Here is a 12,193-nt window from a genome sequence, read left to right as displayed (position 1 = left end):
AGACCGGCAGACCGGCAGACAGACCGACGGCAGACAAGGAGAGGCAGTGCCCGCGAAACCGCTTCAGGAACTGGTCGACCATGCCCGCACCCACTCGCCGTTCTACGCCCGGGTGTACCGCGACGTACCCCGGACCGTCTCGCACATCACCGAGCTGCCCATCATCGACCAGGCCGAGTTCTGGGCCGCCAACCGGTGGCCGGACAACCAGGTCCTGACCGCGCCGCTGACCGACGCGGGTGTGTACAAGACCGGCGGGACCACCGGCGCGCCGAAGCTCTCGCCCTGGTCGCGCACCGAACACGCCGACTCGGTGACCGCGTTCGGCGCGGGTCTGGTCCAGGCCGGGCTGAAGCCGGGCCACCGGGTGGCCAACCTGTTCTGCGCCGGTGAGCTGTACGGCGGGTTCCTGTACGTCGAGAACGCGCTGCACCACGCGCCGGTCGACAACGTCCGGCTGCCGGTCGGCGGCGCCGCCTCCGACGACTACATCGCCGACCTGATCGCGAGCTTCGGCGTCCACGTGCTGGCGGGCGAGCCGATGAAGCTCAGCTCGGTGGCGGAGTGCCTGGTGCGGCGCGGTGAGAGCGCCGACTCGGTGGAGCTGCTGCTGTTCGGCGGCGACCTGCTCTTCGCCGACCTGCGGCCGATCCTGTCCCGGGCCTTCCCCAAGGCGGCGGTCTCGTCGCTGGGTTACGCCTCGGTGGACGCGGGACTGGTCGCCGCGCCCGTCCCGGGCGACGACGTCCGGGTGCACGAGGCGTTCCCCCACCGGACCCTGGTGGAGATCGTCGACGATGTGACCGGTGAGCCCGTCACCACCCCGGGCGTGCCCGGCCGGGTCCTGGTCACCAACCTGTTCCGCACCCTGATGCCGATCATCCGCTACCCCGCCGGGGACCGCGCGGAGTGGCTGGACGCCGAGTGCCGCCGCTTCCGGCTGCTCGGCCGCTCGGTCGAGGGCGCCCGGGTCGGTACCGTCGCGATGCCGACCGAGGACATCCGCGCGGTCCTCATCGAGGCCGACCCGGACCGGTTCATCGCCGGGATGCAGATGGTGCAGCGGCGCTGGGACGGCCGCGACGGCCTGATCCTGCGCCTCGGCTACACCGACCAGCCGCCCGCCGACCTGAGCGGCAGCCTGATCGACGCGGTGTACACGGCCCGGCCGCTCTACCCGGCCGAGGTGGCGTCGGGCGCCATCCACCACCTCCAGGTGGAGTGGGTCCCCCGGTCCGAGCTGGTCACCAACCCCCGCACCGGCAAACTCCAGCAGGTCCTGGACGAACGCCCCCCGGCCTGACCCCGACCCGGATCAGCCGGCCGGCGGACCACCCGGCGGCCGGCTCCGGTGGACACCGGCCGGCGGTGCGCTGCCCGGGTCCCACTCGAATCGGTCCGATCGTCCTCCCGTCGGCGAGTCGGTGGAGGTCGGGGTCGTGGACGCTGCGCGGGGTACGGTGGCCGGATGATCCGGACACCCGAGGCGTTCGCCCGCAGCACCATCGGCCGCGAAGGGCCGCGCGGGGCCGCCTGGATCGCCGAACTCCCCTCCATTGTGGCGGAGTTGCTGGAGCGATGGGACTGCACCCCGGACGGCGCGGTGATGCACGGCGGGGTCGGGGTGGTCGTGCCGGCCCGGCGGCGGGGCGTGGGGGTCGTGGTGCTCAAGGTGTCCTTCCCGCACCCGGGCAATGTGCACGAGCCGGACGCGTTCGCGGCCTGGGGCGGGCGCGGGGCGGTGCTGCTGCACGAGCGGGACGACGCGCGCTTCGGGATGCTGCTGGAACGGGTGTGGCCGTCGACCCTGGCGGAGCACGGGGACGGCGACGAGGTGGTGCGGGTCGCCGGGCGGATCGGTCACCGGCTCGCCGTCCCGGCGCCTCCCGGCCTGCCGCGACTGAGCGAGGAGGCCGGCGCCTGGGAGGAAGAACTACGGCTGGACTCGTCGGAGTTGCCGCACAACATGACCCGGTACGCGGTGGACGCGGCGCTGGCGACCGTCCGTGAGCTCGGCCGTGTCCAGCCGGACACCCTGCTGCACGGCGACCTCCATGCCGGGAACATCCTGCGCGCCGACCGCGAGCCCTGGCTGGCCGTCGACCCCAAGGGGCACGTCGGGGATCCCGGGTACGACGGCGGCACGCTGCTCAAGACCCGGGCGCTGACGCTCTTCGGCGCCCACGACCCGGCCAGGGCTGTACGCCGTGCCGTCGACGTCTTCGCCGAGGCCGCGGAGCTCGACCGTGAACGCGTGCGCCGCTGGGCCCAGTTCCACGCCGTCCGGGCCGCGTTCTGGGGCCACCGGCACGGCTTCCGCGTCGCCCGCGGCGGAGCGGGCCGGGACCGGCTCACCGCACTCATGGATCAGCTGGCGGAGCTGCTCGGCTGATCCGGGTTCGGCGGGTGGTCGGAGGCGACCAGGGCGGCGGCGCGGGTGGGGTCGTCGGCGGCCCGGCGCAGGAGGGCTTCGAGGTCGTAGGGCGGGGTTTCGGGGGCGGCTCCGAGGGCGAGGTCCAGGCCGGGGTCGAAGCGTGGTGCCCGGAGCGCGGCGCGCAGGTCGGGGCGGAGCCGGTCGAGCGTGCGCAGCAGGTCCCAGCCGGCGGCGTCCAGGCGGGCGCGGCGCACCGGGTCGCAGGCGTTCAGGGCGTCGTCGACCCCGGGGTCGGCGGGGTCGTACGTCTGCAGCGCGGGCAGCAGTTCGGGGGCGCCCAGGACGGCGGCCGCGTGGAAGGTCAGGGTGTGGGCGCCGTCGGGGTGGCCGAGCAGGTCCAGGAGCAGCGGAACGGCGCGCGGGTCGTGTCGCCGGGCGAGGCCGTGGATGCCCTCCTCGCGGGCGTCCGGGTCCTCGTCGCCGGTGCGTTCCCACAGGGCGGCGCGGATCGCGGGGCTGTCGGTCCCGAGCTGGACGCCGAGGCCGAAGGTCGCCCAGTTGCGCACCTGCGGGTCCGGGTCGCGGCTCAGTGTGATGAGCGCGGCGGTGTCGGGGCCGTCCGGCAGGTCGGTGGCGACCCCGGGGAAGGCGGCGGCGACCTGTTCCCGTACCCCGGCGTCGGGATGGCCGGCCAGGGTGACCAGGACGGGGACGGCGCGCCGGTCCGCGGTCCCGCCGAGGGCGCGGGCCAGCGCGGCGAGGACCCCGCTCCCGGTCTCCCGCTGCGCCAGGCCGATCAGGGCGGTGGCCGTCTCGGCGCGGAGCTCCTCGTGCCGGTCGCCGGCGTGGCCGAGCAGGGTGCAGCCTGCCTCCCGGTCGACCGGGTCGGGCGAGCGGATCAGTTCCCGGCCGAGCGCCAGGGATCCGGGCCCGTCGGCGGCGGCCTGCCGGAGCAGGGACCGGTACTCGCCCTGGTCCGGGTCCGAGGGGTCGGCGGCGTGTGCGAGCGCCAGGGCGCGGGCGACCGGTTCCGCGGCCGGGGTGGTGTCCACCGGTGCAGTCTCCCGTACGGCCGCGACGCTGCGCACCGGGGTTTTCGCCGGTCAGCCCTACGCCTCGTCAGCCGTTCGCCTCGTCCGGTCGGCCGTAGCGGCCGGCCGCGACCTTCAGCGGGATCAGGGCGAGCCAGGGCCACTTGGTCGCGGAGGTGAAGGTGTAGGAGATGACGACGACGGCGGTCAGCACCAGGCTCGTGCCCACGAGTTCGATGACGAGCGCGCGGACGACGTGGCGGGGCAGCCCGGTGCGCAGGATGCCCGGGTGGGCCTTCAGGTGCAGCACGATGGCGAGTTGGACGACGTCCACGGCGGCGACGCCGGCGGAGTAGATGGCGACCGACTGCCACTGGTCGCCGTACTCGGACAGCAGGGCGGTCGGGAAGGGCAGCAGGGCGACCAGGCCGAGTTCCAGCAGGGCGAGCCTGGTCAGGGTGGTGTCGGGGCGTCCGACGTACTCGAAGATCTCGCGGTGGCCGCGCCAGAACTCGACGATCACCAGGAAGCTCAGCCCGTACGCCGCCAGGGGCGGGAGGATGTCGTGCAGCGCCTGGCGGTAGTCGTCCGGGGTGAGGCCGGCCGGGATCGCGACGTCGAGCACCAGCAGGGTGGCGGCGATGGCGAAGACGCCGTCGGACAGGGCCAGCAGGCGGTCGAGGGCGGGACCGCCGGCCTCGGTGGGCGCTCGCTCCTCGGGTCCGCTCATCCCGTCGAGCGTAGGGGGGCCGGGCGGCCCGGCGGGCGGACACGCCGGGCCGCCGGACCGGCGCCGCCCATTCGGGCCAGCCCCTCGAGGGGCGTTCAGTCCGAGGGTTCGGCGATCTCCGCCCGGTCGCTCCCGCCGTCGGACAGGAACGACGCCAAGGCTTGGCCCTGTTCGGCGACGGCGGTGCGCTCCGTCCGGGTGAGGGGGCGCAGCGGGGTGACGGTGACGGTGCCTGCCCGGGTGGTCCAGGTGGCGCCGACCCGGCCGTCGACCAGGACCACGCGCTCCCCGGCGACGGACAGGCCGCGGTGGGCGTCGTCGATGATCCGGCGGCGGTCGTGGTAGCCGAGGATCGCGTTGTCGAAGGCCGGGAGGAACCGTACGGGGGCGGGGGTGTCGGGGTCGGGGCGCGGTGCGTCGGGGAGGTCGAGCAGTTCCCGGCCGCGCTCGTCGCGGAAGGCGACCAGGTCGCCGCGGATCGCGGCGACCGCGGCCGGCAGTCCCGCCAGGCCGCACCAGGCGCGCAGGTCGGCCGTGGCGGCGGGTCCGAAGGCGGCCAGGTAGCGGCGGACCAGGGCCTGGCCGACGGGGTCGGCGGGGTCCGGGGACGGCGGGTCGATCGGGCGGCCGAGCCAGGCGGCGAGCGGGAGGTTGCGTACTCCGCCCTTGGTCCGCCACAGGCCGCGGGGCGGCAGCTGGGCCATCGGGACGAGGGCGGCGACCAGCATCTCGCCGAGTGGGCGCGGTCCGGGGGCGGGCCAGCGGTCGGCGACGGCGCGGGCGAGTTCGGTCATCGTGCGGGGCCGGCCGTCGGAGAGGACGGCCCGTCCGGCGGCGGCGAGTTCGTCGAGGTCGACGCCGGCGAGTTCGCGGCGGTAGGTGCCGAGCACCCGCTGGCGCAGCATGGCGTCGTGGCGGGCGCGCCAGGCGAGGGCGTCGGCGGCGGTGAGCAGGTGGACGGTGCGGCGCATCAGGTGGGTGCGGACCACGTGGCGGTCGGTGAGCAGCTCGGAGAGGGCGGCCGGGTCGAAGGTGCGCAGCCGTGACCAGAGTCCGGTGAACGGTTCCTGCGGTTCCTGGGCCTGCAGGCCGCCGAGGTGCGCGATTGCGTCGTGGACGGGCAGGTCGCCGGGTTCGAGCAGCAGCTGCCGGGCGAGTGTCGCGCGGTTGAGGGCCCGGGTGCCGAGGACGGTCATCGGATCCCCCGCCCGTTGTCGGGCCGGCTCGCCCGGTGTGCCCGCCTCGGTGCTGTCAGGGTCATGGTGCTCGGGCCTCTCCGGTCGTGGTCGTACGGGGAACGGGACCACGGTCGCACGGGTAGCGGTCAGGTTCTGGCCGCTACCGGGGGCAGGATGGGGTCCATGCCGACGACTTCAGCGCGACTGCTCGCCCTGCTCTCCCTGCTCCAGGCGCGCCGGGACTGGCCGGGGGCGCTGCTGGCGGAGCGGCTGGAGGTGAGTGCGCGGACCGTGCGGCGCGATGTGGACCGGTTGCGCGGGCTCGGCTATCCGATCGCGGCCACCAAGGGGCCCGAGGGCGGGTACCGGCTCGACGCGGGTGCCGAGCTGCCGCCGCTGCTGTTCGACGACGAGCAGGCGGTCGCCCTGGCGGTGGCGCTGCAGCTCGCCGCCTCCTCCGGCGCGGGGATCGGGGAGGCCGCGGCCCGTGCGCTGAACACCGTCCGGCAGGTGATGCCCGCGCGGTTGCGCCACCGCATCGACACGCTCCGGGTGACGGCAGTAGAGCGGCCCGGGGACCGGTCGGGGCCGGAGGTGGACGGTGGTGTGCTGGCCGCGGTGGGCGCCGCCGTCCACGCCCGCGAGGTGCTGCGGTTCGGTTACGCGGGACCGGCGGGCGGGTCCGGCGGGCCGCCGCGCCGGGTGGAGCCGCACCACCTGGTCACCTGGGGAGGGCGCTGGTACCTGGTGGCCTGGGACCTGGACCGCGAGGACTGGCGGACCTTCCGGGCGGACCGGATGGCACCGCGCACGCCGACCGGTCCGCGCTTCACCCCGCGCGAGGTGCCGGGGGGTGAGGTGGCCGCCTTCGTGGCCGGCCGGTTCCGGGGCGCCGACGGCTCCGGTGCGCTGCCGTGCCGCGGCGAGGTGGTGCTCGGCCTGCCGGCGGCCACCGTGTCCCGGTACGCGGGTGACGGGCTGGTGGAGGAGCTCGGCCCGGACCGCTGCCGGCTGACCCTGGGTTCGTGGTCGTGGGCGGGCCTGGCGGCAGCCGTCGGCGCCTTCGACGCGGAGATCGAGGTGGTCGGGCCGCCCGAGCTGCGCCGGGCGTTCGCGCTGCTGGCCCGCCGCTACGCCGAGGCGGCGGCGGGGCCGGCCGCTCCCCCGGCCCCGGCGCCCGGCCGCCACCGGTCGGGGTGAGGGCTCGGGGCAGGGCCGAGGGCCGGGGCGCAGGGCGCAGCGAGCCGGGCGAGGTCCAGGTCGACGAACTCCCGTGGCGCCGTCCGGACCGGAGTCCCGTGCCGGGTCCCGGTCCGGGGCGCGCGGTCAGTGGAAGTCGTCGCGGCGGGGCGGGGGGTTGAGCGCGTCGGCACGCTGCTGCCGCTGCCGGTGGGCCTGGTCGGCGGTGATCTCCCGCAGGTGTGCCTGGCTCTGCAGGGTCATCAGGGTGGCGAGTGCGTGGCGCGGTGTCAGGGGGTTGTCCAGGCAGGCGCGGTACAGGGCGGCGGCGCGCCCGGTGTCGCCGTACAGGGTGCGGTGGAGCTCGGCCGCCCGGTACTGGGCGTACGGGTGTCCGCGGTCGGCGGCCGTCTGCAGGAGTTCCAGGGCGTGCTCCGCGGGTGTGCGGGTGACGCGCAGCTGGCGTTCCAGGTAGAGGTCGGCGAGGGCGAGCATGGCTTCGGGTTCGCCGAGGTCGGCGGCGGCGCGGTACCAGTGGGCGGCGTCGTCGAGCGAGGGGGCGATGCCGGCCGGCGGGCAGCCGTGGTGGGCGAGGGTCGCCAGGTAGTAGGCGGCGCGGGGGGATCCGGGGCTCTGCCGCAGCCAGGGCACGGCCTCCGCGTACCGCCCCTGGACGTAGTGGACGTGGCCGAGGAGTTCGACGGCGGCCGGGTGGCCGGTGGCCGCGGCGGTCTCGAGGAAGAAGGTGGTCGCGGGGCGGTGCGGCTCGCTGTTCCAGCAGTGCAGCGCGATCCGGTAGTACTCCTCGGCGGTGGTGGGTTCGCGGCCGTCCGCGGTGAAGTTGATCCCCTGCCAGAGCACCACTGCCGTTCCTCCCCCGGGCCGGGCGCCGCTCGCCGCCGCCACGCGATCCTGGCACGCCCGGCCCCGGTTGCCCAGGGCGGGGCCGGGGGCCGGGCGGTCAGGCTCCGGCGGTCGCCCGGGAGACGTCGCGCAGCAGCGGGAGCAGCTGGTTCTCGCCGGCGGTCAGCGGGCGGGCCAGCGTCCAGTTGGCCATCACGGTGCGGCGTTCGGGGGCCGGGCTGATGTCGAGTTCGGCCAGCACGCCGTGCTGGAGCTCGAAGCGGACCGACCGGCGCGGCACCAGGCCGACGCCGAGGCCGATCCGGACGGCCTCCTTGACGCCCTCGGTGCCCCACAGGTCGAGGGTCGGGGCGCCGGACAGTTCCCAGCAGTGCAGCAGGTCCTTCAGCTGACGGCGGGTCTGGGAGCCGCACTCGCGCAGCAGGAAGGTCTCGCCCGTCAGGTCGGCGGGGGCGATCCGGTGTCCCGCGAGCGGGTGGTCGGCGGGGCAGACCAGCAGCATGTCGTCGCCGGCGAGGCGTTCGGAGCGGTACCGGCCGGGGGGCAGCGGGCTGCCGCTGAGGCCGACGCCGGTGCGGCCCTCCTCCAGCGCCTCGGCGAGCTGGTCGGCGGTGCTGACGGCGAGGCTGAGCTGGGCGTCGGGTTCCCGGCGGCGCAGTTCCTGGAGGAGGGCGGGCAGCAGGTGGTGGCCGATGGTGCTGGTGCTGCCGATGACCAGGGGTTCGCGGCGCAGCAGTGCCGCCGCGTGGACGGCCTCGACGGCCTGGTCGGCGAGGGCGAGGACCTCCTTGCTCTGGGCCAGCAGGACCTCGCCGGCCAGGGTGGGGCGGATCTTCGGGCCGGATCGGTCGACCAGCTGGGTGCGCAGGGCTATTTCGAGGTTCTGAACCTGTTTCGACACGGAGGACTGGCTCAGGAACAGGACTTGACCCGCCGCCGAGAATCCCTCGCATTCGATGACCTGTGCGAAAATCGCCAGTTGATTGAGGTTGAGTCGCATCGTGGCCTCGCTCGCGTCCGGACGGTGTGGGACACAGGGGTCCGGCGCGGTGCCGCACTGAACCGGCCGGTAGGGCAATGTACCCTGCGCCCGGCTCCGGGTCACAGTGCTGGTCTACCTGCGGTGTTGCCGGTCCGGGCGGTGGGTCGGGTGCGGGGCCGTCCACCCCCGCTGCTACGTGCGCCGACGGTCGGGCGACTGCGGGCCGGACCCCGCCCGCGGGGTGGTGCCGGCACCCGGCGAATGGCAAAGGATTCGCAAAGCCGCGGGACGAAACCTCGGATCGGCCCTCTTTCTCTGGTGACCGGCCCGCCAGCGGCCGGCAGTTCCCAGGGAGGTATTCCGGTGCACCCTTGCCCCGGCGGTCAACCGTCCGCGCAATCCCCGTCCGCCGTCCCCTCCCGGCCCGCCCCGGGCCGGCCCACCCCTTCCCGGCCCGCCCCCGGCCGCCTCGAGCCCAACCGGCCCGGCGCCCCCGCCGGCCGCCCGGTGCCGGGCCCCCGGACCCGGCACCGCCATCCGGGCACCCCCTGGAAGGGGGCGCTGTGGATGCGCTGACCCTGCCGGTCGGCGACCGCGGGGAACTGGTGCTGCGCCGCTCCCCCGGCCCCGCCGCCGACGCCGCGCCGCGGCAACGCCCCGGCACGGTCCAGGCGGTGGCGCTCGCCACGGCGCCGGGGCCGCCCCCGCCGGGCCTGTCCCCCACGAAGGTGATCGCCTACCTGCACGGGCCCGAGCCGTACCTGCTGATCCCCGACCCGGCACCCGGCATGCACCGCGCCCTGGTCCGCTGGCTGCGGGGCGGCTCGGCGGTGGTGGGCCCGGTGGTGGCCCGCGCCGACGCCGGCGCCTCGCTGCGCTGGGCGCGGACGCTGCTGGCCCTGGCCCCGCAAGGGCCGGGCGCCGCCGGCGAACTCCTCTTCGTCGAGGACCACCTGGCCCAGGTGGTGCTCTTCCAGGACCCGCTGCTGGCCGGCCACCTGTCGGCCAAGTGGCTCGCCCGGCTCAACGACCTGACCCCGCGCCGGCGCGAGATGCTGGAGCAGACCCTGCTCGCCTGGCTGGAGGGCGGCGGCGCGACCAGAGCCGCGCTGCTGCTGCGTCTGCACCCGCAGACCGTCCGCTACCGGCTGCGCCAGCTGGAGCGGCTGTTCGGCGCCAGCCTGCGCACCTCGCAGGCGCGGTTCGAGATCCTGCTGGCACTGAAGATCCACGGCATGGCCGCCGAGTTCGCCCGGCTGCGCCGCCGCGCCGACCAACTGCCCGCCTCCCGGGCGTCCGAGCCCCACCAGGACGGCCCACCCGGCACCCGCTGAGGGCCGTGGCCGCTCCTTGACCCTCCCAGCTCCCGTGACCTTCGACCGGGACCTGCGAACACCCAGATCCGTCCGTCGCCGTGCGTTCCACGGCGGAACCGTGCTGCGGTTCCGCGGCAGGTCCGCACGGCCGCCCGGGCCCGCCGCGGCGGTCCGGCGGCGGGCCGGCGTGCTCGCACATCCCGGCGTGATGAGGAAACCGATGTCATCTTCGAGGAAGAAGCGCGGATCCGGAACCGCTCCCTACGGAATCCCCAAGGTGAGCCGACTTCCGCGATCGTTCGCCACTCTTCTCGTGATCGTGGCCATGATCTCCACGGTCGCCGCCCTGGTGGTCCCCATCGTGCGCTCGGCGGGCTCGTACCGAAGTCCCCAGGCGGCCGATGTACCGGGGACGGTGCAGACACCGACCGGGCCGCTGACACCGCTGGACCGGGACTTCGTCAAACGGGTCAGGCTGGCCGGGCTGTGGGAGATCCCCGCCGGCCGGATGGCCCTCGACAAGGGCGGGACCCCCGAGGTCAAGACGGCCGGCCAGCATCTGATCGACGGGCACACCGACCTCGACCGCGCCGACCTGGAGACGGCCAGGACCCTCAACATGGACGTGCCCGCGGAGCCGAACGCCCAGCAGAAGGCCTGGCTCAAGCAGCTGGACGACGCCCAGGGCCCCGAGTTCGACCGGCTGTTCGCCAACATCGTGCGCAACGCCCACGGCCAGGTGTTCGCCGTCGTCGCGCAGGTCCGCGCCAGCACCCAGAACTCCACCGTCCGCGACCTGGCCACCATGGCCAACTCCACGGTGCTGGACCACATGTCGGTCCTGGAGGACACCGGACTGGTCAAGTTCGGCGACCTCACCGCTCCGCCCGGCGGGTCGTCCTCCCCGTCCGCGAGCCCGGTCCCGGCGCCCGCGGGGACACAGCGTTAGAAGCGCGCAGCACGAAGGCCGGCAACGGCCTGTCCGAGACACCCGATCCATCTCCGAAGGTGCGACTATGCGGATTCACAAACGCGGCAAATCCCGCCGCCGAGGCCTTGCCCTGCTGCTGGCCGGGGTGCTGGCGGTCACCGGGGCGTCGGTCCTCGCGGCGGCGGCGTTCGCCGGGCAGGGCCCGTGGCGGTCCCAGGCCGCCACCCAGCTCGGTACGGTCGCCTGCGCCGACGTCGGCTCCGGCCTGGCCTCGGTGCCGGAGGCCGCCCAGGCCGACGTCGACCAGGGCCTCGCCGACCTCGACGCCCAGGTCGCCGACGCCTACCAGGACCTCTCGAAGGCCGGCTCCAAGGGCGGCGAGAACAAGGTGATGGGCACCCTCGCCGCGAAACGCAGCACCACCCTGAAGAAGCTCTCCTCCAGCGCCGGCCCGGACTCGGGCCTCCCCGCGGACCTGTCCGCACTGGCGAACTGCTCGATCCGGCGCGACCTGGAGGTCGACGCCTCCGCCAAGGACTTCGCCCCCGAGTCCGCCAAGGCCGCCTCCGACCGCAGCAAGTCCTCGGGCGGCGCGTCCAAGCTGGGCCGCGGCTTCGTCGACATCAAGTCCGTCGCCCCGAACGCCAAGCCCGCCCGCACCGGGCCCGCCTCCGGCACCTTCACCTCGCAGTGCGGACGCAACGAGAACCGCCACCTCAACCCGGACAACGTGATCGTGGCCCCCGGCGTCAACAACGGCGCCCACCACATGCACGACTACGTCGGCAACAAGGCCACCAGCGCGTTCTCCCCCAACGGGCGGCTCGCCGCCTCCGGCACCACCTGCTCCAACGGCGACCAGTCCGCCTACTACTGGCCGGTGCTGCGCCTGCTCGACGGCAGCAACGACAGCGACCTCAAGGCACCGGGCGGCGGCAAGGACCGCAACGTCGGCAAGATCCTCCAGCCGGCCGAGGTCAACATCACCTACAGCTCCGCCACCGGGAACAAGGTCCAGTCGATGACCCGCTTCCTGCGCATCATCACCGGCGACGCCAAGGCCCTCACCAACGGACCGGCCAACGCCCACGCGTCCTGGAGCTGCACCGGCTTCGAGGACCGGCAGCTCGTCGACAAGTACCCCGCCTGCCCGAGCGGCAGCCGGGTGGTGCGGACCCTGAAGTTCCCGGACTGCTGGGACGGCAAGAACATCGACAGCGCCAACCACCGCACCCACACCGCCTTCTCCGACAAGAAGGGGGTCTGCCCGAAGAACTTCAAGGCGATCCCCCAGCTGACCGAGCGGGTCGCCTACGACGTCCCGTCCGGGGTCAAGTTCGCCGTCGACAGCTTCCCCGAGCAGCTGCACAACCCGATCACCGACCACGGCGACTTCATCAACGTGATGAACAAGGGCCTGCTGGACCAGATGGTGAGCTGCATCAACGAGGGCCGGCGCTGCGGATGACCCCCACCCCCGCCCGCCGGGACCTGCCCGGCGCACCCGGCCGCCCCACCCCGCGCGGCCCACCCGGGCGGCGGCCCGGCCCCCAGCACCACCCGCATTCGACCGGTGAACCGAACCGGACCAGCCACAACGCCGGAGGA

At 74.8% G+C, this 12,193-nt stretch carries 11 protein-coding genes; 6 read left to right on the top strand and 5 right to left on the bottom strand.

Annotated features, from left to right (window positions below; genetic code table 11):
* Positions 1-46: 46 nt before the first annotated feature.
* Together AC2TEW_RS03810 and AC2TEW_RS03805 are read left to right on the top strand one after the other, a co-directional pair.
* Positions 47-1,303, top strand: coding sequence for a phenylacetate--CoA ligase family protein (locus tag AC2TEW_RS03810; RefSeq protein ID WP_484621831.1), 1,257 nt, complete (start codon positions 47-49; stop codon positions 1,301-1,303).
* 165 nt (positions 1,304-1,468) lie between these two features.
* A complete protein-coding gene (locus tag AC2TEW_RS03805) occupies positions 1,469-2,392 on the top strand; it encodes an aminoglycoside phosphotransferase family protein (RefSeq protein WP_484621830.1) in 924 nt (307 codons plus the stop codon).
* Here AC2TEW_RS03805 and AC2TEW_RS03800 read toward each other — a convergent pair.
* The 3 genes from AC2TEW_RS03800 to AC2TEW_RS03790 form a co-directional block, all read right to left on the bottom strand.
* The gene (locus AC2TEW_RS03800; protein WP_484621829.1) at positions 2,368-3,426 is read right to left on the bottom strand and encodes a HEAT repeat domain-containing protein; all 1,059 of its coding nucleotides are present in this window, start codon (positions 3,424-3,426) and stop codon (positions 2,368-2,370) included. The two genes, AC2TEW_RS03805 and AC2TEW_RS03800, sit on opposite strands and share 25 nt — an antisense overlap.
* A 67-nt stretch (positions 3,427-3,493) precedes the next feature.
* Positions 3,494-4,135, bottom strand: a complete 642-nt coding sequence (locus tag AC2TEW_RS03795) for a TMEM175 family protein (RefSeq protein ID WP_484621828.1) — start codon at positions 4,133-4,135, stop codon at positions 3,494-3,496.
* Positions 4,136-4,230: 95 nt separating this feature from the next.
* Positions 4,231-5,331, bottom strand: coding sequence for a winged helix DNA-binding domain-containing protein (locus tag AC2TEW_RS03790; protein WP_484621827.1), 1,101 nt, complete (start codon positions 5,329-5,331; stop codon positions 4,231-4,233).
* 165 nt (positions 5,332-5,496) lie between these two features.
* On the opposite strand from AC2TEW_RS03790, the gene AC2TEW_RS03785 reads away from it, so the two are divergent.
* A complete protein-coding gene (locus AC2TEW_RS03785; RefSeq protein ID WP_484621826.1) occupies positions 5,497-6,513 on the top strand; it encodes a helix-turn-helix transcriptional regulator in 1,017 nt (338 codons plus the stop codon).
* A 126-nt stretch (positions 6,514-6,639) separates the two neighbouring features.
* Here AC2TEW_RS03785 and AC2TEW_RS03780 read toward each other — a convergent pair whose 3' ends face one another.
* A complete protein-coding gene (locus AC2TEW_RS03780; protein ID WP_484621825.1) occupies positions 6,640-7,356 on the bottom strand; it encodes a tetratricopeptide repeat protein in 717 nt (238 codons plus the stop codon).
* A 97-nt stretch (positions 7,357-7,453) separates the two neighbouring features.
* Positions 7,454-8,356, bottom strand: coding sequence for a LysR family transcriptional regulator (locus tag AC2TEW_RS03775; RefSeq protein WP_484621824.1), 903 nt, complete (start codon positions 8,354-8,356; stop codon positions 7,454-7,456).
* 545 nt (positions 8,357-8,901) lie between these two features.
* On the opposite strand from AC2TEW_RS03775, the gene AC2TEW_RS03770 reads away from it, so the two are divergent.
* The 3 genes from AC2TEW_RS03770 (at position 8,902) to AC2TEW_RS03760 (ending at position 12,053) form a co-directional block, all read left to right on the top strand.
* Positions 8,902-9,672 (top strand): helix-turn-helix domain-containing protein, encoded by a 771-nt coding sequence (locus AC2TEW_RS03770; RefSeq protein ID WP_484621823.1) that lies wholly within the window; start codon positions 8,902-8,904, stop codon positions 9,670-9,672.
* Between the two features lie 259 nt (positions 9,673-9,931).
* Complete coding sequence (locus AC2TEW_RS03765; protein ID WP_484621822.1) at positions 9,932-10,603, top strand: DUF4142 domain-containing protein; 672 nt, start codon at positions 9,932-9,934, stop codon at positions 10,601-10,603.
* A 67-nt stretch (positions 10,604-10,670) separates the two neighbouring features.
* Entirely contained in the window at positions 10,671-12,053 is a 1,383-nt protein-coding gene (locus AC2TEW_RS03760; protein ID WP_484621821.1) for a DUF1996 domain-containing protein, read from the top strand.
* Positions 12,054-12,193 lie beyond the last annotated feature (140 nt).

Source organism: Kitasatospora sp. NEAU-CNBT7, from assembly GCF_057220535.1.
The sequence above is the reverse complement of the archived record's forward strand: the minus strand, read 5'-3'. Positions and strand labels throughout refer to the sequence as shown.